The 26964-nt window shown below is 37.1% G+C and carries 26 protein-coding genes; 13 read left to right on the top strand and 13 right to left on the bottom strand.

Features of this window, described 5'->3' with window-relative positions:
* Positions 1–80 precede the first annotated feature (80 nt).
* Complete coding sequence (locus tag PMAL9190_RS02140) at positions 81–563, bottom strand: YajQ family cyclic di-GMP-binding protein (protein WP_087843712.1); 483 nt, start codon at positions 561–563, stop codon at positions 81–83.
* Positions 564–700: 137 nt separating this feature from the next.
* Positions 701–1759: a 3-deoxy-7-phosphoheptulonate synthase gene (locus PMAL9190_RS02135; protein WP_087843711.1), complete on the bottom strand. Its 1059-nt coding sequence runs from the start codon at positions 1757–1759 to the stop codon at positions 701–703.
* 318 nt (positions 1760–2077) lie between these two features.
* Here PMAL9190_RS02135 and PMAL9190_RS02130 point away from each other — a divergent pair, with 318 nt between their 5' ends.
* Positions 2078–2983: a putative PEP-binding protein gene (locus PMAL9190_RS02130; RefSeq protein WP_087843710.1), complete on the top strand. Its 906-nt coding sequence runs from the start codon at positions 2078–2080 to the stop codon at positions 2981–2983.
* Between the two features lie 87 nt (positions 2984–3070).
* Here PMAL9190_RS02130 and PMAL9190_RS02125 read toward each other — a convergent pair whose 3' ends face one another.
* Together PMAL9190_RS02125 and cra are read right to left on the bottom strand one after the other, a co-directional pair.
* A complete protein-coding gene (locus PMAL9190_RS02125; protein ID WP_087843709.1) occupies positions 3071–4105 on the bottom strand; it encodes an FUSC family protein in 1035 nt (344 codons plus the stop codon).
* A gap of 100 nt (positions 4106–4205) precedes the next feature.
* Entirely contained in the window at positions 4206–5189 is a 984-nt protein-coding gene (gene cra / locus PMAL9190_RS02120; RefSeq protein WP_087843708.1) for a catabolite repressor/activator, read from the bottom strand.
* A 337-nt stretch (positions 5190–5526) separates the two neighbouring features.
* On the opposite strand from cra, the gene fruB reads away from it, so the two are divergent.
* The 3 genes from fruB (at position 5527) to fruA (ending at position 9459) form a co-directional block, all read left to right on the top strand.
* A complete protein-coding gene (fruB, locus tag PMAL9190_RS02115; protein WP_087843707.1) occupies positions 5527–6645 on the top strand; it encodes a fused PTS fructose transporter subunit IIA/HPr protein in 1119 nt (372 codons plus the stop codon).
* A 47-nt stretch (positions 6646–6692) separates the two neighbouring features.
* Positions 6693–7637 (top strand): 1-phosphofructokinase, encoded by a 945-nt coding sequence (pfkB, locus tag PMAL9190_RS02110; protein WP_087844197.1) that lies wholly within the window; start codon positions 6693–6695, stop codon positions 7635–7637.
* Positions 7638–7704: 67 nt separating this feature from the next.
* Entirely contained in the window at positions 7705–9459 is a 1755-nt protein-coding gene (fruA, locus tag PMAL9190_RS02105) for a PTS fructose transporter subunit IIBC (RefSeq protein ID WP_087843706.1), read from the top strand.
* Positions 9460–9672: 213 nt separating this feature from the next.
* Here fruA and PMAL9190_RS02100 read toward each other — a convergent pair whose 3' ends face one another.
* Positions 9673–10644 carry an integron integrase gene (locus PMAL9190_RS02100; RefSeq protein ID WP_087843705.1) on the bottom strand — a complete coding sequence of 324 codons (972 nt, stop codon included), beginning with the start codon at positions 10642–10644 and terminating at the stop codon, positions 9673–9675.
* A 326-nt stretch (positions 10645–10970) separates the two neighbouring features.
* Between PMAL9190_RS02100 and PMAL9190_RS02095 the strand changes: the two genes are divergently transcribed.
* From PMAL9190_RS02095 to PMAL9190_RS02075, 4 genes are all read left to right on the top strand, one after another.
* Positions 10971–11279 (top strand): hypothetical protein, encoded by a 309-nt coding sequence (locus PMAL9190_RS02095; RefSeq protein WP_087843704.1) that lies wholly within the window; start codon positions 10971–10973, stop codon positions 11277–11279.
* A gap of 783 nt (positions 11280–12062) precedes the next feature.
* Positions 12063–12359 carry a hypothetical protein gene (locus PMAL9190_RS02085; protein WP_087843703.1) on the top strand — a complete coding sequence of 99 codons (297 nt, stop codon included), beginning with the start codon at positions 12063–12065 and terminating at the stop codon, positions 12357–12359.
* A gap of 297 nt (positions 12360–12656) precedes the next feature.
* On the top strand, positions 12657–13124 hold the full coding sequence (locus tag PMAL9190_RS02080) for a 2TM domain-containing protein (RefSeq protein ID WP_087843702.1): 468 nt from the start codon (positions 12657–12659) through the stop codon (positions 13122–13124).
* 218 nt (positions 13125–13342) lie between these two features.
* A complete protein-coding gene (locus PMAL9190_RS02075) occupies positions 13343–13768 on the top strand; it encodes a lysozyme inhibitor LprI family protein (protein ID WP_065166074.1) in 426 nt (141 codons plus the stop codon).
* 82 nt (positions 13769–13850) lie between these two features.
* On the opposite strand, the gene PMAL9190_RS02070 is transcribed toward PMAL9190_RS02075, so the two are convergent.
* The gene (locus PMAL9190_RS02070) at positions 13851–14141 is read right to left on the bottom strand and encodes a hypothetical protein (RefSeq protein WP_087843701.1); all 291 of its coding nucleotides are present in this window, start codon (positions 14139–14141) and stop codon (positions 13851–13853) included.
* Positions 14142–14482: 341 nt separating this feature from the next.
* On the opposite strand from PMAL9190_RS02070, the gene PMAL9190_RS02065 reads away from it, so the two are divergent.
* Entirely contained in the window at positions 14483–15490 is a 1008-nt protein-coding gene (locus tag PMAL9190_RS02065) for a transposase (RefSeq protein WP_087843700.1), read from the top strand.
* Between the two features lie 247 nt (positions 15491–15737).
* Here PMAL9190_RS02065 and PMAL9190_RS02060 read toward each other — a convergent pair whose 3' ends face one another.
* From PMAL9190_RS02060 to PMAL9190_RS02040, 5 genes are all read right to left on the bottom strand, one after another.
* The gene (locus PMAL9190_RS02060; protein ID WP_087843699.1) at positions 15738–16073 is read right to left on the bottom strand and encodes a DMT family transporter; all 336 of its coding nucleotides are present in this window, start codon (positions 16071–16073) and stop codon (positions 15738–15740) included.
* Positions 16066–17406, bottom strand: a complete 1341-nt coding sequence (locus tag PMAL9190_RS02055; protein WP_087843698.1) for a hypothetical protein — start codon at positions 17404–17406, stop codon at positions 16066–16068. The genes PMAL9190_RS02060 and PMAL9190_RS02055 overlap by 8 nt, the downstream gene beginning before the upstream one ends.
* 672 nt (positions 17407–18078) lie before the next feature.
* Positions 18079–19674: a M48 family metalloprotease gene (locus PMAL9190_RS02050; protein ID WP_087843697.1), complete on the bottom strand. Its 1596-nt coding sequence runs from the start codon at positions 19672–19674 to the stop codon at positions 18079–18081.
* Positions 19674–20039: a hypothetical protein gene (locus tag PMAL9190_RS02045; RefSeq protein ID WP_087843696.1), complete on the bottom strand. Its 366-nt coding sequence runs from the start codon at positions 20037–20039 to the stop codon at positions 19674–19676. Before PMAL9190_RS02045 ends, PMAL9190_RS02050 begins: the two co-directional genes overlap by 1 nt.
* Complete coding sequence (locus PMAL9190_RS02040; protein WP_159458348.1) at positions 19996–21453, bottom strand: CHASE2 domain-containing protein; 1458 nt, start codon at positions 21451–21453, stop codon at positions 19996–19998. The genes PMAL9190_RS02045 and PMAL9190_RS02040 overlap by 44 nt, the downstream gene beginning before the upstream one ends.
* 357 nt (positions 21454–21810) lie before the next feature.
* Here PMAL9190_RS02040 and PMAL9190_RS02035 point away from each other — a divergent pair, with 357 nt between their 5' ends.
* The 4 genes from PMAL9190_RS02035 (at position 21811) to PMAL9190_RS02020 (ending at position 25115) form a co-directional block, all read left to right on the top strand.
* The gene (locus tag PMAL9190_RS02035; protein ID WP_235004262.1) at positions 21811–22062 is read left to right on the top strand and encodes a hypothetical protein; all 252 of its coding nucleotides are present in this window, start codon (positions 21811–21813) and stop codon (positions 22060–22062) included.
* Between the two features lie 76 nt (positions 22063–22138).
* Positions 22139–22789, top strand: a complete 651-nt coding sequence (locus PMAL9190_RS02030) for a polysaccharide deacetylase family protein (RefSeq protein ID WP_087843694.1) — start codon at positions 22139–22141, stop codon at positions 22787–22789.
* A gap of 9 nt (positions 22790–22798) precedes the next feature.
* Complete coding sequence (locus PMAL9190_RS02025) at positions 22799–24661, top strand: HAD-IIIC family phosphatase (RefSeq protein WP_087843693.1); 1863 nt, start codon at positions 22799–22801, stop codon at positions 24659–24661.
* A gap of 91 nt (positions 24662–24752) precedes the next feature.
* Entirely contained in the window at positions 24753–25115 is a 363-nt protein-coding gene (locus tag PMAL9190_RS02020; RefSeq protein WP_087843692.1) for a GlpM family protein, read from the top strand.
* A 53-nt stretch (positions 25116–25168) separates the two neighbouring features.
* Here the strand turns inward: PMAL9190_RS02020 and PMAL9190_RS02015 are convergent, their stop codons facing one another.
* A complete protein-coding gene (locus PMAL9190_RS02015) occupies positions 25169–26515 on the bottom strand; it encodes a DEAD/DEAH box helicase (protein WP_087843691.1) in 1347 nt (448 codons plus the stop codon).
* Positions 26516–26608: 93 nt separating this feature from the next.
* On the bottom strand, positions 26609–26887 hold the full coding sequence (locus tag PMAL9190_RS02010; RefSeq protein ID WP_087843690.1) for a hypothetical protein: 279 nt from the start codon (positions 26885–26887) through the stop codon (positions 26609–26611).
* Positions 26888–26964: the final 77 nt, after the last annotated feature.

The raw sequence follows: 26964 nt of genomic DNA, 5'->3' as shown, positions 1-26964 counted from the left end.
AAGTTTATTAAAAAATATTTGAATGTTTAAATCAAAAAAAAGGAAGCGCAAATACGCCTCCTCGATATAGTTAACCGAAATTAGTCACGGAAGTTATCAAACTGGAACGGTTGGCCAAGATCTTGCGCACGAACAAGTGCCATTGTTGCTTGAAGATCATCGCGCTTTTTACCAGTTACACGTAACTTGTCACCTTGAATAGCAACTTGAACTTTTAACTTAGCGTCTTTGATTGCTTTAACTAGTTTCTTAGCGTTAGCGGTGTCGACACCTTGCTTAAATTCAATATTCTGTGATGCAGTTTTACCAGAGAAGTTGACAGCTTTACGCTCAAGTGCATTAGCATCAACGCCACGTCGTGCAAGGTTGCCACGTAAAATTGCTACAATCTGATCAAGTTGAAATTCAGATTCTGAAGTGATTTTTACGATTTCTTTGTTTAATTCTACGTTGGCTTCAACACCACGGAAATCAAAGCGAGTGCTAATTTCTCGGATTGAATTCTCTACCGCATTTTTGATTTCTACGGTATCGACTTCGGAAATAATATCAAAACATGGCATGTTATTGGCCTCTAACCTCAATGTGGGAAATTTATCCCGTTATTATTAACGCGTACATTATACCGTTAATTAAATATGAATAAAGGAGCAACAATCTATTGTTACTCCTTTATTGTATTAAGGTGTGTAGCTGAAGTTTATGCGTTGGCGTCTTTGATTGCAGCTGCCAACATATCAAGCATTACTAAAGTATCACTCCAATTAATGCATGGATCAGTAATCGATTTGCCGTAGACAAGTTGTTTTTCTTTACCGCTGATGACTGTTTGATTGCCTTCTTCAATAAAGCTCTCAGCCATGATACCTGCAATAGATTGGCTGCCATTGCGAATTTGCTCACATATATCAGCAGCAACATCTAATTGACGTTGATGTTGCTTTTGACAATTACCGTGACTGAAATCAACGATTAATTTGGGTGCTAATTCAAACTCAGTTAAAGCAGCACACGCTGTCGCAATATCTTGAGCGTGGTAATTGGGCATCTTGCCGCCACGAAGAATAATATGGCCATATGGATTACCCGAAGTACGGTAAATCGTCATTTGACCATGTTTATTAGGCGAACAGAATAAATGTGATGCACGCGTCGCTCGAATCGCATCAATAGCAATTTTAATATTGCCATCAGTACCATTTTTAAAGCCAACAGGGCAAGACAATGCTGATGCCATTTCACGGTGGATCTGAGATTCAGTGGTACGAGCGCCAATGGCTCCCCATGTAATAAGATCGGCAATATATTGGCCAGTGATCATATCTAAAAACTCAGTCGCAGTGGGTAGCCCTAACGCATTAATATCGATTAATAACTTACGTGCTTTATGTAAACCAGCCGCAAGATCAAGGCTGCCATCTAGATGAGGATCTGAGACAAGGCCTTTCCAACCAACAACGGTACGCGGCTTTTCAAAATAGGTGCGCATAACGATGAAGAGTTGGTCTTTATATGTTTCTTGTACAGCAACAAGGCGCTTCGCATAATCAATAGCAGCATCGGTGTCATGAATTGAACATGGCCCAACAATCACCAATAGACGCGAATCTTTACCCGCTAGGATAGCTTCAACTTGCTTACGTGCGTTATCAACATGCGCAGCAATGGCATCTGTCATTGGTGAGGCTATTTCTACTTCTGCAGGTGTCGGCATAAGGCCGAGACTCATTGTGCGAAGTTCATCTGTTTTCATTGGCATAATAGTTTGCCTACCTTGGTATCTCTGTAATAACCCCGTTAAGATAGCCCAAATTAGCGTTGGAATAAACCAAACTTGTGATAACAAATGGGTTTTTAATGACTAACGGTGGATATTCAGAGTGAAAATGGTGATTTTGCATGCAATTATTCACACCCATAAAACGAATGGCATATGATAATAAGGTTGATTAATTGTTATCAAATAACCTTTTACGCTTGCGTGTCCATTAATCTCGCAGTAAGGTCATTAGGGAGTTATTTAATGGATTGATATATATAGACATCAGTCTTTTTAACATGGACGTACAGGTGGTGTATGACAACACAAACACAATTACTACTCGCAACAACAGCCGTATTGCGTAATGCCCAACAATTAACGACGCTCAATAATCAAGCAATAGGGCTGGTTTCATTAGATGAACTGATTGCTACTTCGATAGGCATTCATCCGTTAGTCTTTGCTCAGCAAAACAGGTTATCTGAAGTCACTCAGCAAGCACTGCAACAAAAAATCGCCGATCAATACGGCCAACAAACAGTAGCGTTGGCGGAATATTACGTCTCAATGCTAACCGAGCTATTAGTATCAGCCGCAAGGCAGCAAGGCACGACGCCTTTAAAAGTACAACTTATTAGTGCTGATTCCAGTGCGCGCCAGCAATTATTAGGGGCTGAATTAGAAACCGTAGAAGTTAATCCACAATTAGGGTTACGCGGTGCACGTTTTTTTGCTGATAAAAATTACAAACCGAGCTTTGCCCTGCAATGTGAAGCAATTAAACGTGCGCGTGCAACCTTAGGCGGAGAAAACATTGAAGTAGTGGTGCCGTTTGTACGTACATTCAGTGAAGCGGCGACCATGATCGATTTATTAGCTGAACAAGGGTTATGCCGTGGTGCTAATGGATTAAAAGTACATATGCTATGTTGCGTGCCTGCAAACGCATTATTAGCTGAGACTTTTATTCATTATTTTGATGGTTTTGTCGTAGACGTGGAGCAACTGGCACAATTTGCGCTTGGACAAGATTTTGACAATCCTAGCCTGACTTACCGGGTTGATACGCAAAACGATGCTATCATCCAGTTACTTAAAATGCTATTTGCAGTCGTCGGCAATACAGCGAAAGATTGTGATATTTATTGCCGTTCCATTGAACAATCACCACGTTTACAGCGATGGTTGAATGATCATGAAATAACCACGGTTATCTGCTGATAATTCCAACCTGCACTATGATCATAATAGTGCAGGTTGGTTATTTTTAGTATCCGTATCACCTGTTAGTACTTATGACTGCCGCGTTTATGAATTAAGACTTCGTAATTGAATAATAAGCGCATCAAGTTGACTGATAAATTGGCGAGTAAGCCAAAAATAGCCGTAAATTCCCAACGCGTTTGCTGCATCATCTGGGTTTATCTCTGTAGCCATCATCGGCAGCAGGTGAATATCAGGTAGAGTGTCAAGATGTGCTAAACTGCTGTGATTAACCGATGCCTGTTCGATTTGATTTAAAATGGTAATAATCTGCTGCTGATAAAGTTTTAAATCGGCTTGAGCTAATAATTGCCGCCGACTAATGTCAGAACTCCAATGGGTTTCAATGAGCTGTTCAGTAATACTAATTAATGTCCGTTGTACTGTGATAATAGCGCGATAATGTCCGGCTAATTTGTGTTTTTCTTTTTGGACGTTAGGCAACAAAATGATCATTTTCATGTGTCGTTCTAACACTTCACGTTTCATGGCATTTAATTGTTTAATACTCAACATATGAGCAGATGCATGAGCTTGATAAAGCTGACGTAAGGCGCGTAAATTTTGATTAAATAAGGTATTCCAACTGGTGACAGCACGAATCGGCATCAATAAAGAAAATGAAATCGCAATCAAGCTACCAATTAAAATATTTGCCACTCGCCATAAAGCCACATTGACTTCTAAAGCGGTATCACCTTGGTAAGAAACAATAATTAACGTCATTACTGCCAAAAAGAAAAAATAAATATTCTTACCATAAGATTTAAGCGACAGTAAGAATACCCATGCCAACATCCATACCGGGATCAGATAATCCAGTTGGTGAGGGAACAATACCGTTAATAAGCCTAGCATTGCCCCTAATAATGTGCCGCCTATACGCTGAAAACCTTTATATACAATCGCGCCAGCATAAGGTTGCATCATCACTACTACCACAGTCACAGGTCCCCACATAGAATGCGGAACATGTACCACGGCGTAGAAGGCGAGTGTAAAAGCTATCGCTAACGTTACTCGTAAAGCATGAGAAAATTGTGCATGTGATATTAACAATGCTTTAAGACGTAAATACATGGCGTAGCCTATAGCGATTTAATAAAAAGAAGAGAAACATCAATAACTCACTATTTTTTCATTATAGCTATTATTCCGCAATAGAATAATGGTAATACTACTAACGCTGAATGACTTGACGTGGGATCACTTCAATATTGGGTTCATAAATGCCTTTTATCGCCTGCAGTGCTAGCGCTAATGCATGTTCAGCAATCAGTTCATATTGTTGAGGTAATGACTGTATTTTATTGGGTAAAAAATCTAACAGCCGATTATCACCAAAAGTGGCTAAATAAGTGTTACGCATGGCGTGTGGATTGTTGAGTAGGCAATCAAGTACACCTTCAAATAAAGTATACGATGTTGCTAAAATTGCATCGGGAAAACAGTCATCATCAAGCCACTGCTGCACAATCTGTTGCCCATGTTGTTGGCTAAAATGCTCACCATAGCCAATTAACGATGTGATAGGCTGTTGATGGCGCTCAATTGCAGCCATAAAACCTTGTTGACGTTCTTTTGATACGCCAAGCTCAGCAACCGCGCCCACGAGACCAATGCTGTTAATTGGTTTGTTTAATAATGACTGAGTGAGTTGAAAAGCGCCTTCTAAATCTTCACTGATCACTGATACAAAAAACTCATCATCTAAGGCACGGTCAATGGCAATAACAGGCACCCCATTGGCTTGAACTTGACGATAAAAAGGGTGATCAGCGGCAAGTGCACTCGCAACAATCAGTGCATCAGTGCGACGGCTTAGTAAAATATCAGCGACTTTCATTTCAGTGGCTGGATCATCATCAGAGCAAGAGATGATCATTTGATAGCCTGCTTTACGTGCATTACGTTCAAGTAGTTTGGCAATTTTTGCGTAACTGCTGTTTTCTAAATCAGGAATAATCAGCCCTAAAGAATGACTGTTACCGATACGCAATGATGTTGCTGCATGATCAGGGCGATAGTTATGCTCATCAACAACAGTCATTACTTTGCGTTGGGTTTTTTCACTAATACGATATTGTTTTGCTTTACCATTAATAACGTAACTTGCAGTTGTGCGAGAAACCCCAGCGAGTTTTGCAATTTCATCCAGTGTCATAGTTGTTATCCATTGTTAATGAGACTTGTGAGTATTTGGGTAAAGCTAATTTTGTGCACTTGATCATATATTGATAGAGCGTATGCTTTACATGTTTGCAATTCTAGCTGAAACGATTCAGTATGCAAGCTGAAAGGTTTCAGCTATAACTTAAATGGTTATTTATCGAGTGACTAGAAATGTTGTGCAACGCATGGCATTTTTATTTCTCACTTTGCTGAAACGATTCAGCTTATTACTAATATAGACCATAAAACATTAGTAATACGTTGATAGGGTTAATCGCTAACGTTAATCAATAACGATGATTTCACAGAGCATTAAAGCGGAGAGTTAAATGTTATCACTGTCTAAAAATGATATTACGATGCAGCAAATTGCATCCACCAAACAAGATGCAATCAAAGCGTTGGCAGCTGATCTTGAAGCGACAGGGTTAGTTCAGACAGGGTATGTCAACGGTATGCTTGCTCGTGAACAGCAAAATTCAACGTACCTTGGCAATGGTATCGCCATTCCTCATGGCACAACAGAAACCCGTGATTTAGTTAATCATACTGGTGTTAAAATTCATCACTTTCCGCAAGGTGTGCCGTGGGGGAATGACCAAACGGCCTATATCGCGATTGGTATTGCGGCTAAATCAGACGAGCATTTGGGCATTTTAAAGCAATTAACCAAAGTATTATCCGCTGATGGTATTGAAGATAAGCTTCGTCATTGTGAATCAGAGCAAGCAATTATTGCCTTACTAAATGGTGATGAGCAGCAAGAAGCAGAATGCACTCCTGAACTTATTTTAAAACAATTTCCGGCGCAGGATTTATTACAACTGACAGCGGTAGCGGCTGGGTTAATTAAATACCAAGGCTTTGCAGAAACAGCCACGGTGACAGATGCAATTGATCAAGGTGCGAGCTATTTAGGCCAAGGCTTGTGGTTAGTGAAAAGCAATAAACAGGTTAAGCGAACTGCAATTTCAGTGGTTACGCCACAAACACCTTTTGAAGAGCTTGGTCATCCAGTGGCGGGGATGATCATGATTGCGGCGAATAATAATGCCCATAAAGCTAATCTCGAACACCTTACTAATATGATCTATCAAGGCAAAATTAGCCAATGGTTAGCATCATCAGCACCAGAGATGGTAACGGCATTAACTCAAGTGACGTTAGAGGGCAATCAAGCCACATTTACTATCCGTAACCCGCATGGTTTGCACGCTCGTCCAGGCGCAATGTTAGTTAATACCACTAAAAAATTCGATGCTGATATTCAAGTGGTTAACCTAACGAGTAGCAGTAAACCTGTTAATGCAAAAAGTTTAATGAAAGTGATTGGTTTGGGTGTGAAATGCGGTAATGAACTGCAATTTACCGCACAAGGAAGTGATGCTGAAGCGGCGCTAACCGCAATTGGTCAAGCGATTGCCGACGGCTTAGGCGAAAAATTATAAACACTGCCAGCATGACAATTTCAACCATAGATTTAGAGGCAACTACTATGCAACAAAATGTAAAACCGAAAGTCGTCACCGTAACTTTAAACCCAGCACTCGATCTTACTGGCAGTTTGCAATCACTATCATTAGGCAGTGTTAGCGTTGTCGAACAAGGTAGTCTCCATCCAGCCGGTAAAGGGGTTAACGTGGCGAAAGTGCTGGCTGAGTTAGGGGCTGAAGTTACTGTTACAGGATTATTAGGTGCGGATAACCAAGAATCTTTTTGCCAGTTATTTAAAGCAATGGGTGCAACAGACAAATTTGTTCGCGTAGCAGGCGCAAACCGGATTAACGTCAAATTAGTCGAAAAAAATGGCCAAGTCAGTGACATTAACTTTCCCGGTGTTGCTGTTACCGCTGCCAATATTTTAGCGTTTGAAAAAACACTGTTTGAACTAGCCGCAACCCATGATGTGTTCGTGATAGCTGGCAGCTTACCGCAAGGTGTCAGTGCTGATATGTGCGCGAATTGGTTGGAAAAACTGCATCAATTAGGCAAGAAAGTATTGTTTGATAGCAGTAAATCAGCCTTAGCGACGGGTTTAGATGCCCATCCGTGGTTAGTTAAACCTAATGATGAAGAACTGGCTGAATGGGCAGGCCAAGCATTAGACACGCCGCAACAATGTATGGCGGTTGCAGAAACCATCGCTGCCAAAGGTATTACTAATGTGGTGGTGTCACTGGGTGCTAAAGGGGTGATGTGGCTTAACGATCAAGGCTGGTTACATGCTCAGCCACCAAAAATGGACGTGGTAAGTACTGTTGGTGCTGGCGATACCCTTGTTGCTGGCTTGTGTTGGGGAGAGATCAATCAATGGTCAAAAACGCAATCGCTGCAATTTGCCACTGCATTATCAGCCGTCGCTGTGACTCAAGTTGGGGTAGGTGTTGATGATATTGAGCAAGTAAATACCATCGCCCAGCACGTTATTCTAACGCAATAACATAATCGCATATTAGCTTATCGACATAATAACAATAACGCTAAGCAACATTGATCAAGGTGTAAATATGAAAATAGCATTAGTAACAGCTTGTCCTAGCGGCATTGCAACCACCATCATTGCTGCGGGTTTATTAGAAAAAGCCGCCGCAGAATTACAATGGCAAGCCAATGTGGAATGCCAGACTACACTTAACACCACTAAAACGTTGACCCAACAGCAAATTGATGATGCTGAAGTGATCATTATTGCAACAGGTAAAGCGATTGATAACTCCCGTTTTGTGGGTAAAAAAGTTTATCAAGCCGACATCACAGCCTGTTTTGAAGATCCTAAAGCATGGCTAACCGAGGCTGTTGAGCAAGCACAACGATTAACAGTATCTGACACTCAAACTGTTACTAATGCAGCCGATAGTGCGGTTAAGAAAATTGTCGCTATTACAGCTTGTCCAACAGGCGTTGCACACACCTTTATGGCAGCAGAGGCGTTGACAGAAGAAGGTCAACGGCAAGGCTATGAGATCAAAGTAGAAACCCGTGGTTCTGTTGGTGCTAAAAACCAACTGACGGATGCAGAGATTGCAGCCGCAGATTTAGTGATCATCGCCGCTGACATTGAAGTCGACTTAGCCCGATTTGATGGCAAAAAGCTGTATAAAACCAGCACAGGTTTAGCACTTAAGAAAACGAAACCAGAGCTAGAAAAAGCCTTTGCAACCGCGACAGTATATCAATACGCTGGCAATACCAATGCGCAAGCGGCTGACACCAAAGCTGAAAAAGCAGGGCCGTATAAGCATCTCATGACGGGTGTATCTTACATGCTGCCATTAGTGGTCGCTGGTGGTTTATCCATTGCCTTGTCGTTTGTGTTTGGTATCGAAGCCTTTAAACAACAAGGCACGTTAGCCGCAGCATTAATGACCATCGGTGGTGGTTCAGCATTTGCGTTAATGGTGCCAGTATTGGCAGGTTTCATCGCATTCTCAATTGCCGATCGCCCAGGTTTAGCACCCGGTTTAATTGGCGGTATGTTAGCAAGTACCACAGGCGCAGGTTTCTTAGGCGGTATCGTTGCCGGTTTCCTAGCAGGTTACAGTGCTAAATTGTTGGTAGAAAAAATCAAACTGCCACAATCTATGGAAGCGTTAAAGCCGATTTTGATTGTGCCATTATTAGCCAGCTTAATTACAGGCTTGGTAATGATTTACGTTGTTGGTGGTCCAGTATCAGCGGCAATGGCTGGCCTAACCACTTTCCTCAACAATATGGGTTCAGCTAACGCAGTATTACTCGGTATTATCCTTGGTTGTATGATGTGTTTCGACCTCGGTGGCCCTGTAAACAAAGCCGCTTATACCTTTGGTGTTGGCTTACTGGCCTCACAAACCTACGCCCCAATGGCAGCAGTAATGGCTGCGGGTATGGTGCCTGCAATGGGTATGGGTTTAGCGACATTCCTTGCCAAACGTAAGTTCTCAGCCAGTGAAAATGAAGCAGGGAAAGCCTCGTTTGTATTAGGTATGTGCTTTATCTCTGAAGGTGCGATCCCATTTGCCGCGCGCGATCCAATGCGTGTTATTCCAAGCTGTATGGCTGGTGGCGCATTAACAGGTGCATTATCAATGTTGTTTGGCGCAAAACTAATGGCTCCCCACGGCGGTTTGTTTGTTCTGCTGATTCCAAACGCAATTTCACCAGCGTTACTTTACCTCGTTGCTATTGCTGCGGGTACGGTAGTAACAGGTGTGATGTACGCATTCTTAAAGCGCCCAGAAGAAGGCTCAGTTGCTGCTCAAACGGCACAAGCCAACGCGTAATTAATCGCGAATAGATTATTTATTTAAAGCCGACTTCATTGTCGGCTTTTTTGTGGAAGAAAGGTTATAGGAAATAGGTTATTAGGGGCGAGGTTTTAGGAACAGCGGATGTTGTTATATTAAAGCCACAACACAACAACCCGTCATTCCCTACAGTGAGGTTACGAACGCGATAGGGAATCTATTTGCAGCGCATTGAAGTGTTATTAATTATTATTTATTTAATATGTTTGATAATGGACTTCTTACACCATTAGCTCCGTGATTTAAAACGTGTGTATAGATTTGTGTTGTCTTAAGATCACTATGCCCTAGTTGCTCTTGAACGGCACGAATATCTGCACCAGATTCAAGTAAATGAGTAGCAAAAGAGTGCCGTAATGTGTGGCATGAAATGTTTTTTTTAATATTTGATTTTTTAGCTGCATTTTTTAAACAACGTCTAATTGTCGTTTCATCTATATGATGACGTCTAATTTCTTTTGTTGCAGGATCTTCTGATAATTTATAAGAAGGGAATAAGAATTGCCAAAGAAAATCTTTTGATGCTGAAGGATATTTTATATTTAAAGCATGAGGTAACCATACGCCACAAAAATTTTTATTTAAAATATCTTGTTTAAAGTAATTATGAACTATTTGTTGTTGTGCTTTTAATTCTGGAATTAATTCAGGTGCTAATGTTACACGACGATTTTTATTTCCTTTTGATAACCAAATCATTATTGACTGATAATCATAGTCAATATCTTTTATTCTAAGATAAAGTAACTCACTAATACGAAGACCACTACCATACATAAGCTGAATTGGTAGTTTATAGTGGGGGTCAATAAACTGAAAAAGATAAGCTATTTCTTTCTGTGTTAAAACGACGGGTAATTTTCGGGAATATTTAGCACGAGAAAACCTGAGTTTTTGAGATAATGGTCTTTTAATTATATGTAAATATAAAAATATAAGTGCATTAAGGGCTGTAGCTTGTGTTTTTGCTGCAACATTTCTTTGATTGGCTAAATAAGACAGAAATTGTTCAACATCATCATTGCCTAATTTATCAGGATGTTTTTTATTATGGAATAAAATATAGTTTTTTATCCAATATAAGTAACTTTCTACGGTACGTTTAGCGTAGTTTTTTTGATACATGTATTCTTTTATATAAGTTAGAAATCGAGAAGCCATATTGCACCTTTTATACTGTTAATACATACAGCAATTAGTATTAGTAAAAAAAGTAGCAACTAAAAGGCAGATGCCCGATTTTGTGACTTCTATCGGGCAAAAAATGTAATAATGTTTTTGATTTATAATGTTTTTTGTATAATGACGAATGAAATACGGGCGCAGGTTCAAAGAACAAATTCGGGCAAGTTGTTAATATAATAAGTTGTTATGTGCTTTTTTGTTGCTTATAGGTGATCTTTCTTTTCTATTGAACTAGAGCACATTTTATTTATCGTGAAAGGTATACCTTAGTCTTTGTATTAATTAAGCAAAGAGTGTGAGTTATGATCAAACAATGGAAAAATAAACGCTTTGAACGCTGGGCTCTTACACGTAAAAAAGGACAGCTAAATTATGTGCTCAAACAAACTTTGCTCATTGGTGGCGCAGTTTTTTTTGGGTATTTGGTTGGGTTTATTGTTTTCGATAAAGTTCATTCATGGGAAGAATACCGATTAGACTTATATGTTCAAATTCCTTTTTTGTTCGTTTTTGGGCTAATCCTGAATTATTTTGGATGGATAATAAATGAAGTGATTTACGAAAAAGAATATAAGAAAAGAGGGTCATCAAAACCATCAAATCCTAAGTAAATAAATATGGCATTTAAAGTTTGCTACGCACATAACAGATAAGGATATGTGTCGCGCAGCCGACACCTATCCGAAGTGTTGGACAAGCCCGAGCGGCTTTATATAAGTAAATATTGGGAAAAAACATAGGACACCCATAACTTTCGTAATCCATTACGATCAATTCTGACGGTGATCTATGAATGGATTTTAATCAGTTAAGCAAAGTATCGCTTGAGATCATCGGTTGTTATGTATCAGGCGATTTATTAAATGTGAGTAATAGGGAATCAACTATTCAGTGTGATAGATTTTATGGTTCTACGTAAAATTAACGTGTTTCACTGGCATCTTTAAGGCTCGATCATGCGTTGAGTAGATCACGGATAGTTCGTGCCTCACTTCCGAGATGACGGATATTTGGCTGAGGAAAACAGCAGTAAAAACATAAGCATAGGACAGCCATAATTTTCGCAAACCACTGCGATCAATTCTGACCGTACTCCATGAATGGGTTTTAATCAATTGAGCCAAGTATCGCTTGAGGTCATCAGTAGTTAAGGCATCAGGCTATTTATTTAATGCTGTGTAATGCGTCCAAGTGCACGACTATAATCATCAATAGTAACTGGACGCTTACCTTGTAAAGTTAGGTGGGTAAGGTGTTGTTCATTATTCATCTTTAATACTTCATTTATCGTTGTCAGTTTGCTGAGTATTTCTCATTTTAAGACACTAACCCTACGTATAATCACATAGTAATAAACATGTCACGTAGATGTTATGTAATGAGGAGGGTGCTTTATGACTAAAGACTGTAGAAATTATTTTCGACTTAAAAGTGAAAATAAAAATGTAGAACTACAAGTTTGCAAAATAAGTTGGAATGGTCCACATATGCCAATTACTAAATGGGAAACAGTAAAGGTTTTTGAAACCATTGAATTAAGTGAAGTAGATAAAGAGATAATATCAATTCTTAATGATCCATCATATTTTATTAAATGCGAAAAGTGCCATGAATATAATTTATTAGGTCATATGTTCAGAGAAAAAATGTGTCAAAAATGCGCATCATTTTACTTAGATATTGTTTATTAGAATTTGTTAAGCAACTAAACGTGAAAGTAAGGAAGTAAATAGGACAGCTATAACTGTCGTTGTCTATTGTGAATTATGTAAATAAGAGGATACTAAAACAGTTCATTAAATCTTGTTATTAATTTCTTCTCACTACTATTATTAATGCAAGCAATCTCATGAAAGAAAAATAGCATGATTATAAGTGGTTGTTTATAAGATGAAATGAAGAGTGTCATGTTTTTGTCAGACTGATGACGTGATACTTTTGATGAGATATTGATAGAGTTTGGCGGAAAGTAGCAACAAGGATTTGTAATGATTATTCGAAAATTACGACTACAGCGTGGTTGGTCTCAGGAACAACTTTCTCAATTGAGCGGATTAAGTATTCGTACTATTCAACGTATTGAGCAAGGACAAAAAGCAGGGCTGGAGTCACTCAAATCTTTAGCTGCGGTATTTGAAATCCAAGTATCAGACCTTCAAATGGAGCCGCCAATGAACAAAGAAATCACTATAACAGAAGAAGAGAAACGTGCACTTAACTATGTTAAAGGCATTAAAAGTTTTTATTCTAATCTAACCACATACGTATTAGTTATTAGCGCTTTATTTATAATTAATTATTTTACTAGCCCTGACTATTGGTGGGCGGTATGGCCTGCATTAGGTTGGGGAATTGGTATTGTAAGCCATGCATTTAGTGCGTTTGAAATAGTCAATATTTTCGGTCCAGAGTGGGAAAAAAAACAAGTCGAAAAACGTTTGGGCAGAAAACTGTAATTGATATAGTTAAAACGTGAAAATAAGCAATGTTTCTACTGTTTTTGAGCATATATCAAATCAGTTTGGTGCTGATTTCGGTTTTATTTGTTAATCGATAATTGTGCCAAAAGATGAAGGTTGTTAGTTGTGCTTTTGGATGGAGTGAGTATGCAAAGCTATAATAGTTCTAATCGCTTTGTTACTACATATCGCTTATATTTAAATGAGGTCTATCAATGAAAAAGTACCTGCTAATTATATTCGTTTGTTTGTCATTGCCAGCACTTGCAGCAAAGAAAGCATTAGATTGTGATAATCCGCGTAATACACTGGACATTAATGATTGTGCAGCATTGACATTAACTTCTGCACAAGAAGAGTTATCCAAATATCTGACTGCCAGCGTTGAACATAATAAAGATGATCCTGCGTTGGTGAAAGCGATAGAGCAAGCACAAAAAGATTGGCAAGTGTATATGAAAGCGCAGTGTAATGCGGTTTATACTCAATGGCGTGAGGGGACTATCCGTAATGTGATGGCCTTGGACTGTAAAACGCAACTTACCAAAGAAAGAACCCATGATGTGTGGATGCACTTTTTAACCTATATGGATAGCACACCACCCGTTTTACCAGAACCTTCAAAGTATTTTAAGATGTGATAGCGCCTAAAATACATTAAACAATTGAATCTACTAAAAAATACCGACCTATATCAGGTCGGTATTTTTATTTGTATCGGCTTTATTGACCTACGCAATCTAGTGATAGTTTGCCATCATCGCTGCGAGATAAAGTGATCGTGGTACTCGCTTTTGAAGCCCCTTTAGGTAGATAAACTGCACATTTTTCAAAGTTAGGCACCAATGATTTGTTAATCGTTTTGAATGCTTGTTTTTGAGTATCGACATTGTTACCAGAATAAACAGTAATGCTATCAACTTGTGCCAGCATTTGCTCAGCATGTTTAGCTGGTGCTGCCTGTGCGAAAACAGAAACAGAACCAAGGGCCAGTAACAGTAATACTTTTTTCATAATAAACCTCTAATAATTATATGAGTGATGGGGTAGTTCGGTTGCTAATATAGATAAAAAAACAAACTAAATAAATAAAAAATTATCGATAAACAATAATTTTTTACTGTTTTGATTGTGTATTGTTGGCAGCAGGTTGATTACATTGAATAAATAACGTTTTGGAATTATTGAGGATGAAAATAAGAGGATTGGCATCTTACATATTTTTGTTCAAAAAGTGAGCAGTAAAATAAAACAGAGCAAAACAGTAGAAACAACAGAAACAGAGGACAGCCATAACATTGCACATCAACCATGAGCGACTACACTTAAGCTTACAGTTGCTTATGGTGAAACCAATGACAATCTCAAGACGCAAATTGATCGAGCCTCATATCACGCCTTTTTATCATGTTATTAATCGTTGCGTACGGCGGGCATATTTATGTGGTGATGATCCATATAACGGTAAAAACTATCATCATCGTCGAGGTTGGATAGTAAGTAAAATCAAACAATTAGCTGCTGTTTTTTGTATCGATGTTTGTGCTTATGCTGTGATGAGTAACCACTATCATTTGGTGCTAAAAATAGATACTGATCAACAGAAAAAGTTGACTCCAGAAGCAGTAATATCACGTTGGTTGCAGCTGTTTAATGGTCATCCTATTGCGGTCGATTTTTTAAAAGAAGGCCAAATAGGGACGGAAAAACAGCAGGCATTATCAAATTTAGTGACTGAATGGCAGCAACGATTAGGTAGTATTAGCTGGTTTATGCGCTGTCTTAATGAGGAAATAGCCCGTAAAGCTAATAAAGAAGACCAATGTAAAGGCGCGTTTTGGGAGGGGAGGTTTAAGTCTCAAGCATTGTTGGATGAAAAAGCATTACTATCGTGCATGATGTATGTTGATTTAAACCCGATCAGAGCAGGCGTTACACCGTCACTACAGCAGTCAGATTTTACCTCGATTCAGCAGCGTATTCGTGAATATAAGCAAACGAAAACCTCAGTTAAACAGCCACCGCCACATAAATCGCACTTCCAACTATTACCCTTTGTTGGCGCAGAACATCAAGCTAAAACAGCTGGAATAAACTTTGCTTTTACCGATTATCTTGAACTGATTGATTGGACAGGGCGCTGTATTCGGAACGATAAAAAAGGTTTTATTACATCTAGCCAACCAAAGATTTTACAACAATTAGGAATCACCGCAGACGCATGGCTAGAGCATAGCGAACAATTTATGGAACGTTATGCCAATGTGAGCGGTAAATGGTCGCGAATGTGTGCCTTCAAGCAACATGCTGGTGGACATTGGTGTAAAGGAAAGTCGGCAAGTCACCAGTTGCATCCTAACTAGAGACTGTTTTTTATAACTAAATGAATATACCGCAATAGCCATCAGGATTGTGGGTTTTGGTGATCGTTAAATATAGTAATCGCGGTTATTAAACCAATAAATAAAGAATAATCAGTAACTATTACAGTAAAACGGCTTATCGTTAGTCATTTTATTGGCCGAACAAATTTAAGTGGCTGTCCATTTGTAATTTGTATTTGTGATTTGTGCTGGTGCTGTAAAATATGGCTGTCCGTTATCTTTTTAACTAATGTACAACTGATTTAGAAAAAACTTGAATTGTGATGATGCCGGCAGCAATAAGAACTAATCCAAGTAACGCTGGAAAATCTAGTTTTTGTTGGTATACAAAATAAGACAAAGTTGAGACTAAAAAGATGCCGATTCCAGCCCAAAGAGCATAAGCAATACCGATATTCATGATTTTAACAACTTGAGAAAGCCCATAAAATGAAATAGCGTAACCAATTAATACGATAAGGCTGGGAATGAGCCGTGTAAAGCCTTCCGATGCTTTCATCATGGTGGTTGCAAGCGTTTCTGCAATAATTGAAATAAAGAGTATCAGGTATACATTAGTCATAAAAATTACTCGCTAAATTGTTTTGGGTACGGGTGATGGCATGTTTCAAAGAACGTTTAAGTGGTAGCTTTCTAAAGAGGCTACGTTGGTACCAAGGGACTGATATAGGATGAACTATTGCGTGTAATGTACGGCTATAATCCATCGTTAAACCAGGTGTCCATGCCATCATCATTGCGCGATGGCGAATTTGTGCTGCAACCCATAATTCAGGGCAACACATCAGTTTTAAGAATGTACACATACTGCTATTGTTTTTATTTAAAACACCGTCTAAAGCTGCTTCTAAGGCATAAGCGGTATTACTTGAGCAGTTATTAGAGGTTAAGTTATAAATAGGTTTTTTATAACAGTGGTACCAAAATTGCTTTAAAGTTAGTGCGTTATATTGAGTAAACTCGATTTTTATATTTGATTCGCACCATTCTAGTGCTTCTGTTTTGTAATCAGGCAAATAACGACCAAGAACATTATTTTCAGGTGTCGCTTTTAAAGTACGAATAAACTCTGAAGGTGAGCGATCAATATCTTCAGATGGATATAAACTGATATATAACTCCGAACCTAGTTCAAGTGCAGCATGGCCGGTAGAAATAACACCATTGATATCTGTTGCAGCAATATAGCGGTTAATAATCGGACGAGGAATATGTGGGCTTGCTGCCGAACCCGTTGGTGTCCATATATGTACTGTTAAAGGTTGAATAATATTTCTATCTTCTATGCTATTTGTTGAAAATGCATTATTAGCTATATATTCTTGTTCACTATTGTTTAATAACTGAAAAATCGCATTTTTATTATCTAATGAATAAACTTTTATAAGAACAATGATACTTCTAATACTTCCTGTGACCATAATAAACCCAAGAAAATAAGAAATAACATAATCGTAATTTTGTAATAGAAATAGCGAATAGAAAATTTGAATCCCACCCCAACCGATTGCTCTTTTCCAATGAGAAAAGCGAACAACCCAAGCTGAGGCGATATTAAAAAAACCGACAGAAAAATAGGTTAAACCAAATGTAATCGATAATAAGATATTGCTAAACTTGATATTAACCAATGCAGAAATTGCGCCAAAGAGGAAAATACCACCTTTAAAAAGCAGTATATTACGCTGTAAACCAAAGCCATTAGGGGCAACGATTAAGGTTGTAAAGCTTTCAAGTAAAAGAAAATAACTAAAAGTGTCAAATATTTTTCCATCAAGGCCATCAATAAAGATCAGGATGCCAGCCACTCCCCATAGGGAGGTAAATCCTAATAGATAAAGTATTTTACTTTTTACGAATTGTGCACCAAAAAGTAGCATCGCTATTTGTAACATTAATAACCGTAGATGTATTGATTTATGATATATCGATCTAATAAATCTATTAGATAAAACGAAAATAAGAAATTTTTAAGTGTAATTAGTATGTGTTTTTTATGAGGGCGGTATGTTATTACAGTTGGGTATGTTGATCAAGATGTTATTTAATGTGATATGGTTATTCATGAAATGTTTCTATATATTCACTATTGAGTCGTGTTGTTTTTAATTGTTAAGTTTAATTAATATTGGTAAGTAATATGTTGGAGAATAGATACTTGGCTGCCTGTTATATATAACGTTTACTTTAGCCTATACAGACTTTGAGCACATTGTACATTAATTGCGATAAGCGCTAGGTTAGTCAGTGATATTTTAGGGTTATCCTTGCCCGTAAGTAGTGCCTAAAAATGTTTAACCAATAAAGAATTCGTCAAACAAATGTGAAAAATATTTTACGGCATCAAAGTTTAGGAATTGTTCACGGTTGTAAATACCTGGGCAACGACTTTTGTTTATCAACCGCATAATTGACACTTTTATCGCGTGGATTATAGGTAAACATTTTTGTTAAAGTTGTACTGAAAAAATAAGTGAGTGAAGCTGCATTTAAAGACTTTATACATGGTTAAAAATAAAGCCAAGATTAGTTAAACTTGGCTTTATCATATTAAATTATAAAAATTATTATATATCAACCATGTCAGTAAATGAGCCTAATACATCGATGATACCTTTTTGAGATTTAGGTACTGATTTCCCTGCTGATTTATAGCATTGGTTAATAATGTTTTTTTCAGTTATTTTTTCGCATTGCTTTAATTTTATTGATGCTTGATTGATATTACCTTGCGCTTTATATAAAGCGATAAAATCTGGTAAAAATGGATCTTCTGTACCAATTATTGCGACGGCTTTATTTAATAAGTTATTTGCTTTCTTATATTGTTTTTTATCTAAATATACCTTAGAAGTTAAAGAGAATGTTTGAATCGATGCATATTCCCAATTTTTTATGCTATATAAATTCTGTATAGCCTTATTATGCTGATTTTGAATTATTCTAACATTATACATAGCCAGTCTTGGATATGCATCATAACGGGTCAGCCCTGAAATTGCTTGTGTGGCTAACTTTTCAGCTTGTAATATGTCACCTTTTTCTAAAGATTCCATTGCTAATGACGCTGAACGATAATTGTCTAATATTTTTTTGCTATTACCATTTTTTGTTATTTTAATAAATGAATCTTTATCTATTGCTTGTCTTCTTTTATTTCTGTATTCGCGTTTTACATAAGTTGTTAAGTCTTTTGAGCGTGCTTCTTCAGAATTATGTCGTGAAGAAAACTCTTGTAAAAGGTGAGTGGCAGCTTCATTTGCAGCTAGGTAACCCATACTTTGCCAATTCATTCCTGAAAAGTTTTTGTCTGCTTTACTTGCAATAGAAATAACGGACTGAAATTCACTTTTTTTCTTTTTGAGTTGTTCTTCACTAAATTTACGACTTGAAGCTAGTCGATCTAGAACGGTTTTATAAACAACAGGACTAAATCCAGCTTTTACCATCAGATCAATACCTAATAAATCAGCTTCATCTTCATCGCTACGACTCATTGTTGAACTAATTACATCGCGGCTTAAACGATTTATAGACATTCCTATACGAAATGAATCTTGAACAAATTCTTTTGATTGTTGTGAATTTTTAGATGTTATTTTATAGCCACTAGATGTTTTTGTTCGTTTTAAATCATCAATAACACTACTTACCATTGCAATGTTTGCAGCTTTACTCACAATTGCACTTTGTTTAGCAAAATATTCGTTTGATTTATTATGCATTAATAGTATATGAGACAATTCGTGGGCAATAATAAATGCAAGTTCATCTGCTGAATTAGCATCATTAATAACACCTTGAGTAAGAATGATTGTATCACGCGTAGCAGAGGCACTGTAATTTTGATCTGGAGATATAACAATTTTAATATTGGTATTATAAGGATGTTCCCATTGTTCTAATAAATTATTTAAAATGTTATTAAGATATTTTTGAATAATAGGGTTGTTCACAAGATCTTTATCAGCAGCTGCTCGAATATTAACTAAAGTCGATTTTTCTTTGTTGTCACTTGTTGGGGTATTTATTTCTGGTTTTGATGCATTGATAAATTTACCATCGAATGATTCATATGTACTACCACCAAGAGTTTTTAAATTATCGATTGCACAACCAGATAACGATAGGCTACATACAATTAAAAGTAAATTCTTGTTCATTATTTGCATCCCTCACCTAAACCTAATGTAGCATATGTACTTTTATCATCAGCTTGAGCTATAGATGTACACATGACTGAAGCTACATCTTTTGTATTTAATGTTACTTCGCTCCAATGTATCCACTTTTCAATGCCGTTATGTTCAAACATCACCATATTTTGACTGTCATCAATGGTTTTAACTATAATGTTTTCTTTTTTTGGATCGGGTAATTGATTTAATGAAACATCAGTACAATCATCGTTAGACGTACAAATTTCCACTTCATCTAGAACGAAATTTACAATTTTCACATCAGAGCTATTAGCTAATGCTGTATTAGTTATCATCATTAAACTTAAAGCGATTGATTTTTTTATCATTTATAATTCCTTTATAATTTGTGTTAATTAAATCTTTAATACGTTTTAATGAATATAAATACATTTCAGTTGTTTTAATTTTAATCATCTCAATGAGATAATATAAAAATATAGGAAGGTCAAAAAATAGAATTAATACTAATCCATACCAATTAGGTGCACCGACATTTAAAATAAATTGAGATATGATTATCGATGAAATTATAAGCATTGAAATTATAATGAATGGTATTAATCCATTTATTATTTTTTGTTTGTTGTTTTTTTGTTGATAGTGCATGTTTTCAAGATGATTATAACGATAAATTATAACAAGGAATAATGCAGTAACTTGTATTGTAATTTCAATGATATCTGCAATACTAAGTTTAAATACTCCAATTTCATCTGGTACATGCCAATATTTATTACCTAATGTTATTAAGTTATCTAATGCCATGGCATGATAAAATACGCCTGGTAGAGTACCGTGCACTGGTGATTTTATTGCATCAACACTTCCTGATACATGATAACCAATTAATACTGATTTGTTTTTAATTGCTTTTTTCAATATTTCTGAATTAGCAGCACCTTGTTCGATAAATTTCATTGCAGAGATAGTTAATATTGGTGGGCACTTCTCTCGTAGATTTTTCTCTAAAGATTGTTCTGAACGTATTCCTTGTGTAAGGCTTATTTTTATAATATTGATAAATTGTTCAAAATTACTTTTGTTCTGAATTTCGCACTCAGAGTTTATTGGGAAAAAGTGAGATTGATTTTGAGAAAATTTATTATTCCACTGTACAATCATTGGATTTTTAAAGTCATTAAAATTTTGAGGACATTGGTTATTGTTAGAACACCAAGCTTTATACATTGATAAAGCCACTGTATCCATTACGGTGTTATTCCAAGGGATAGACATTGGGTAATGATGTCCAATACCACTCCATGATACCGCTGCTAAATTTGATACTTGAGAGATTTTATTTCTTAATGAAGAAGGATCATTTAATCGAGAAATCGAGTCATATTCAGGATCACTAGCCATAAAAACTGGATAATTTTGGTTATCTAATCTTTTTAGCCACCTTGATAAATTAGGAGAATGCTCATGATGTTGTAAAATGTCAAAAAAAACAGCACTTGGTTCGAAGCGAGAAATTGACTTCAGTAATCTTGATAAATTGTTGTATGTAACAGGGTATGTTTTAGTTTTATTTAAGTAATTATCATCTAGAAGTATAATAACAATATCATCATTTACTTTTTGAGAATAAAATGGAGCCCACATTCTAATGATGTGATCTTCATAATGTTTTTCTGCTGAGTTTCTTATTCCTAATGGATCAATAATAAAAACAAATAGAATAAATAAAGTCGTTAATAATGCGCGGAAAATTGTTTTTTTATTAGAGAAAATGTTCAAACTCAGTCCCTAAGCTTGATGTGATATAAGTTGTTTTTGTAAAAATAACATACTCGTTAAGTTATGGATATGACCAAAATCACATCTTATATAAACTAATAACTGATATAACTAACGGTATTAATTAAGTAGATAGAATACTAATGGTGTCATCGAATAAATAAAAATGATGATACTAACAATATAACAGTCACGCTTTATTTGTTTATGTTGTCGCATTAAATGGTTGTATGTTTACTTTTGTTTTCATTAAACTGTGATGTATATTCAAAGAAATATAGAAAAGGGCTATTTAAGACTTGTGTAGTAAAGGCCTGTGTTATTTTTAATTAAGCCCAATAAATATACGGTGTAATTATGATGACTCCACTGGCTATCTCTAATTATTTAGGATTGTTTCTTTTATTGGTTTTAGTTTATCCATTTGCGATGCTCGCTATTAATTTTGTAATATATGAACAATCTCGCCGAAATAAAATAGCAATTTGGTTTAGTGTTATTTGTGTGTTAGTTGCCATACTGTTATTGGTATTACATATGAACATTGAGATTATATACGGTAAAGAATTGCTTGATGCTTGGAGACTTCAAAATCCGCAGTTAAAGTGAAGATAAGCTAGTTGATTGACTTTGATGCTGCTACTGCCTATACCTAATAAATAGCAATAGACAAGGGATGGTATACGTGGTGACACTAAAATCAGTCATAAAAAGTGTTATTCCTGCGTGGATCGCAACCTATAAAACCACTCATAAAGGTATTTTATTAACGTTTGATGATGGCCCAGATGTTAATCTTACCCCTCAAATATTAGATTTACTTGCAGAATATGATGTCAAAGCGGTTTTTTTTATATTAGGTAAACAAGCGCAAATATATCCAAATATTGTTCAACGTATAGTTACTGATGGCCACTATCTAGGTAATCATTCTTTTGCACATAAAACGGCCGATGAAATAGGCTTTAAGGCTTATACTAATGACATAAGACATTGTCAAACGATTCTAAAGCCTTTTATTGCAGCAACGCCGAGATTATTTCGCCCGCCGCAGGGAAAATTATCACTCTCTGCTTGGTCAGCTATTCAATGTAATCATATGCAGGCAATTCTATGGTCAATTGAATCTGGTGAATGGGGACAATATTCGCATCAATCTGTAGATCAAATGCTGGCGCGTTTAGTCCGTGAAATTCAACCTCATGATATTGTTCTTATGCATGACAACAGCAACAAAGTACTGCTATTACTGGAAAGATTGTTACCTATATTAATCGAAAAAGAATATATATTTGTCGATCCCAAACAGGCATTTCCTGATGTCTATAAACATTAGGCGATTGTTATGTATCAATTAGAAGTGCTTTCTCATCAAGATTTACAGCAAGCGATTTGTTTGCCAGATCAAGTACAGCAGGCTTTTATCTCAGGGCAAAGCATCATTGACCAGTGCGTGCAGTATTCTGTTTTACAGTGGGAAGAGCATTGTACTGAATGTGCTATGCCTGCGTGTTATCAAACTTGTGAGCTTTATCAATCTCGGCGTGATGGCCATTGTCGACGGTTTATTAATGGTATTGTTCCCTTGCATCTTCCACAGCGCCAATCACCTGTTGTACAAGTAGATTTTAAGCAATGGGGCGCATTAATGTCGACTTCTTATATTGGTGTTATCGCACCAGATCAAGCAGAGGCGATTGATAACAAAGCCGCATTGGTTGAGTCAGTGGCTCAACGTGGACAATGGTTAGATGGATTATCGATTGCTGGGCGGCGGGGCATTGTGGCGCGAATGGCTACTCGTTATAAAAATTATCTCAGTCAAACAATCAATCCCAGTCCATATTTTGATGCGTTTATGATTGAGGTATATTGCTCACAAGCAATTGATTTGAGCATTGTTATTCGAGCAACCACGGGAAAGTTAAATCAAACTCCATTTCAATATCGGTTACAACAACCTGCGGGTTATCACCAGATACAGATCCCCTTTATTGATATCGCCCCTCATATTGATTTTCAAACAAAACACTTTATTAATCTTATTCCTAACCGTGATGAAAACGATCACAAGACAGTACTTACGATGGTATTTGGATTTATTGGGTTTATAGAGCTGTTACCTCAGCTTGATGATCATAACCAATTACCCACAGCGGCTATTAATAAAAGCGTGAAAGTCTTGGTATGGGATTTAGATAATACATTGTGGAATGGCATATTAGTCGAGGATGGAGAAGCTGGGGTTGAATTACGGTCAGGAGTGATAGAGGTCATAAAAACCTTAGATGATCGTGGTATTGTAAATTCAATAGCCAGTAAAAATGATCATCATCGAGTGTGGGCACATCTTACTGCTTTAGGCATTGCAGAGTATTTTATTTTCCCTGAAATTCACTGGCAGCCAAAAAGTCAATCGATCCAACGAATAGCTGATAACTTTAACGTCAGTATAGACACAATTGCCTTTATTGATGATTCGGCTTTTGAGAGAAATGAAGTTAATACAATCCATCCACAAGTACGTATATTTAAAGACAATGACTACCTTAAATTAACCGATTTGGTTGCATTTAATCCTCAGACATCAGCAGAATCTGCATTAAGACGTTCTTTTTATGTCGCCCAGCAACAACGAACAACACATCGCCGTGGTTTTGATGGCCAATATATTGATTTTATTAAAACGTCTGATATTGAACTCGTGGTTGGTGTCGCGCAACTTTCAAATATTGAACGCGTACATGAGCTGGTACAACGCACTAATCAAATGAATTTTTCAGCAACACGCTATGATCGCAACAGGTTAACTGAATTGATTATCGATCCTTTGGTTGCGACATTGTTTTTAACGGCAAAAGATAAATTTGGTGATTATGGTACGGTTGGTGTTTGTATTATTGATATTCAGCAACAGCGCGTAATTGATTTGATGTTCAGTTGTCGTATTCAATCAAAGCGGGTTGAGCATGCATTTTTAGGATGGCTGTTAGATTGCGCTTACTTGTCGGGATGGACGTGTTTACAAGTAGAATATAAACCGACTGCCAAAAATAGCCAATCAGCCAGCGTTTTTTGTGATTTAGAATTTAAACAAATCGGTCAAAATAAAGGGGTAGTGATTTATAGTAAATCAACAACAGCCAAGCATATCGGTGAAGATTTAATTGCCATTGAAGCACCTAATATTATTTTTACTAAGAGCTAATATTTTAGTTTATGTTATTGAAAAATTAGTGCTATCGCTTTTTTTTACTTTTAATTATTATGATAGTAAAAGTAATTATTGAGACAAAGGAATGGCAACATTATTTTTTAAATGTTTATTGGGTGCAGCTGCAGTTCTATTGATTGCGTTGCTATCGAAAAGTAAGAGCTTTTATATTGCAGGGTTGGTGCCTTTATTTCCTACATTTGCATTAATAGCCCATTATATCGTTGGCTCAGAACGTAATATGGAAGATCTTCGTATGACGGCCTTGTTTGGATTGTGTTCTTTAGTGCCGTATGCAGGGTATTTAGTCGCGGTGTTTATATTAAGTTATTACCATAATTTAACGGCAACGCTATCGTTAGCAACCGTGGTATGGTTAGGGTGTGCTGGATTATTGTTAGTAGGCTGGACGCGTTGGAGCCCATTGCTAGTTGCTAATTCGCTGTAATCATGACGTTCGCCATCTTAATATATTGCATTAAGATGGCGATGTTATATTAATTACGCAGATTTAGGCTTGCGTGTACCGCGAGGAATACCAGTATCACGATCAGTGATAGGCTTACGGTTTCTCGGCTTTTTTGACTTTGGTTTATCAGCCGTTGGTGATTTGCTGCGTGGCTTATCATTACGACGCGGCCTAGCATCAGCAGTGTTTTTATCTTCAGCTTTATTGTGTTTAGGTTTGAAGTTCAAAATAGAAATAGGCACTTCTTTTTTAGGTACAAACCCGTCAATTTCTTTACGTACGATCAAATGACCTAAAAGACGTTCAATCATGCATAAATTTTTAAAGTTATCACGTGATACAAATGAAATTGCTTCACCTTTAGAGCCAGCACGACCAGTACGGCCGATACGGTGAACATACTCTTCTGGTGGGAAAGGCAGATCATAGTTAACAACGCGGGTTAACTCATCAATATCTAAACCACGTGCAGCAACACCGGTTGCAATTAAGTATTTAACTTTACCTGCTTTAAAATCGTCTAATACTTGAGCGCGAGCACCTTGGCTACGACCACTATGAATCGCTTCTGCAGCAATACCACGTTTTTCAAGCTGGCTTACTAACTTAGCTGCGCCGTGTTTGGTTTCAATAAAGATTAATGCTTGATCCCATTGGTGCTCATTAATTAAATGACTCAATAGAGCAGATTTCATGTCTTTATCAACAGTGATTAGGCACTGATCAATTTTAGGCTGTGAGGCTTCATCTTTTGCGACACTGATCTCTACTGGGTTACGAACCGCCGTTTTTGCCAATAAACGCACTTGTGTTGATAACGTTGCAGAGAACAACATGTTTTGGCGATCAAGCGGTAAACGCTCAATGATCTTATTAATATCTTCGATAAAGCCCATATCTAACATACGGTCGGCTTCATCAAGCACTAAAATTTCAATCGCATCAAAGTGGATAGCACGTTTGGTGTACATATCCAATAAACGGCCAGGGGTTGCTACTAAAATATCAACACCTTCAATAAGACGACGTTTTTGTGGTTCGTAATCAACACCACCGTACATTGCCATTGAGGTTAAATTGGTATGTTTACTGTATTGAACAATATTTGCTTCAACCTGAACTGCAAGCTCACGTGTTGGCGCTAGAATCAATGCACGTACACGCTTGGCACGTACTTGCTGACCATCATCAAGCATTTGTAGAATCGGAAGTACAAAACTTGCCGTTTTACCAGTACCTGTTTGCGCTGCAGCAAGCAGGTTTTTGCCGGTTAATGCCACCGGAATGGCTTTTTCTTGAATCGGCGTAGGAGTGGTGTAACCCATATCGGTTACTGCTTTAACGATAGCGTCGCTTAATCCAAGCTTAGAGAAAGGCATGTAGAATCTCAGATAAATAAATCAAATAACGGCTTCCCCTAGTGTTAGGGTAATAGCCGACGAACAATAACGCGGATTATAGCACGGGCGACATTAGGTCATGATATTATTTCGTATTAAGCCACGACGAACATTTTTACACAGTTTGCCAAACTGTCGAATTTCATCAAATTGCGGAATAACGCCACGTTCAATCGCATGCTCCCAATAACTGACTTCAGTATCGACTAATTCCAATAATTTTTTAGGACAGCCAATACATTTGTTATCAGGACCACAAACAAAGGTCTCAGGATCATAAAGTGGAAACGCCTGCTTAACATCATTTAGAAGCTGGCGCATCGCTGTTTGACGATCAGGTTTCTTATTCATGTTATCAACAGTCTTTGTGCAAAAGTAGTATTCTAATTAAGCATGGTGAAAATAACCATGTTTATCTTTTTACACCT

Origin of the sequence: Photobacterium malacitanum (assembly GCF_900185615.1) — a bacterium.
Classification (GTDB): Bacteria; Pseudomonadota; Gammaproteobacteria; order Enterobacterales; family Vibrionaceae; genus Photobacterium; species Photobacterium malacitanum.
This window is presented reverse-complemented; position numbering and strand designations above follow the sequence as displayed.

Excerpts from the sequence above, each read along its gene's own strand:
- PMAL9190_RS02140 (WP_087843712.1), bottom strand. The coding sequence starts at position 563 with ATGCCATGTTTTGATATTATTTCCGAAGTCGATACCGTAGAAATCAAA.
- PMAL9190_RS02135 (WP_087843711.1), bottom strand. The coding sequence starts at position 1,759 with ATGCCAATGAAAACAGATGAACTTCGCACAATGAGTCTCGGCCTTATG.
- PMAL9190_RS02130 (WP_087843710.1), top strand. The coding sequence starts at position 2,078 with ATGACAACACAAACACAATTACTACTCGCAACAACAGCCGTATTGCGT.
- PMAL9190_RS02125 (WP_087843709.1), bottom strand. The coding sequence starts at position 4,105 with ATGTATTTACGTCTTAAAGCATTGTTAATATCACATGCACAATTTTCT.
- cra (WP_087843708.1), bottom strand. The coding sequence starts at position 5,189 with ATGACACTGGATGAAATTGCAAAACTCGCTGGGGTTTCTCGCACAACT.
- fruB (WP_087843707.1), top strand. The coding sequence starts at position 5,527 with ATGTTATCACTGTCTAAAAATGATATTACGATGCAGCAAATTGCATCC.
- pfkB (WP_087844197.1), top strand. The coding sequence starts at position 6,693 with ATGCAACAAAATGTAAAACCGAAAGTCGTCACCGTAACTTTAAACCCA.
- fruA (WP_087843706.1), top strand. The coding sequence starts at position 7,705 with ATGAAAATAGCATTAGTAACAGCTTGTCCTAGCGGCATTGCAACCACC.
- PMAL9190_RS02100 (WP_087843705.1), bottom strand. The coding sequence starts at position 10,644 with ATGGCTTCTCGATTTCTAACTTATATAAAAGAATACATGTATCAAAAA.
- PMAL9190_RS02095 (WP_087843704.1), top strand. The coding sequence starts at position 10,971 with ATGATCAAACAATGGAAAAATAAACGCTTTGAACGCTGGGCTCTTACA.
- PMAL9190_RS02085 (WP_087843703.1), top strand. The coding sequence starts at position 12,063 with ATGACTAAAGACTGTAGAAATTATTTTCGACTTAAAAGTGAAAATAAA.
- PMAL9190_RS02080 (WP_087843702.1), top strand. The coding sequence starts at position 12,657 with ATGATTATTCGAAAATTACGACTACAGCGTGGTTGGTCTCAGGAACAA.
- PMAL9190_RS02075 (WP_065166074.1), top strand. The coding sequence starts at position 13,343 with ATGAAAAAGTACCTGCTAATTATATTCGTTTGTTTGTCATTGCCAGCA.
- PMAL9190_RS02070 (WP_087843701.1), bottom strand. The coding sequence starts at position 14,141 with ATGAAAAAAGTATTACTGTTACTGGCCCTTGGTTCTGTTTCTGTTTTC.
- PMAL9190_RS02065 (WP_087843700.1), top strand. The coding sequence starts at position 14,483 with ATGACAATCTCAAGACGCAAATTGATCGAGCCTCATATCACGCCTTTT.
- PMAL9190_RS02060 (WP_087843699.1), bottom strand. The coding sequence starts at position 16,073 with ATGACTAATGTATACCTGATACTCTTTATTTCAATTATTGCAGAAACG.
- PMAL9190_RS02055 (WP_087843698.1), bottom strand. The coding sequence starts at position 17,406 with ATGTTACAAATAGCGATGCTACTTTTTGGTGCACAATTCGTAAAAAGT.
- PMAL9190_RS02050 (WP_087843697.1), bottom strand. The coding sequence starts at position 19,674 with ATGAACAAGAATTTACTTTTAATTGTATGTAGCCTATCGTTATCTGGT.
- PMAL9190_RS02045 (WP_087843696.1), bottom strand. The coding sequence starts at position 20,039 with ATGATAAAAAAATCAATCGCTTTAAGTTTAATGATGATAACTAATACA.
- PMAL9190_RS02035 (WP_235004262.1), top strand. The coding sequence starts at position 21,811 with ATGATGACTCCACTGGCTATCTCTAATTATTTAGGATTGTTTCTTTTA.
- PMAL9190_RS02025 (WP_087843693.1), top strand. The coding sequence starts at position 22,799 with ATGTATCAATTAGAAGTGCTTTCTCATCAAGATTTACAGCAAGCGATT.
- PMAL9190_RS02020 (WP_087843692.1), top strand. The coding sequence starts at position 24,753 with ATGGCAACATTATTTTTTAAATGTTTATTGGGTGCAGCTGCAGTTCTA.
- PMAL9190_RS02015 (WP_087843691.1), bottom strand. The coding sequence starts at position 26,515 with ATGCCTTTCTCTAAGCTTGGATTAAGCGACGCTATCGTTAAAGCAGTA.
- PMAL9190_RS02010 (WP_087843690.1), bottom strand. The coding sequence starts at position 26,887 with ATGAATAAGAAACCTGATCGTCAAACAGCGATGCGCCAGCTTCTAAAT.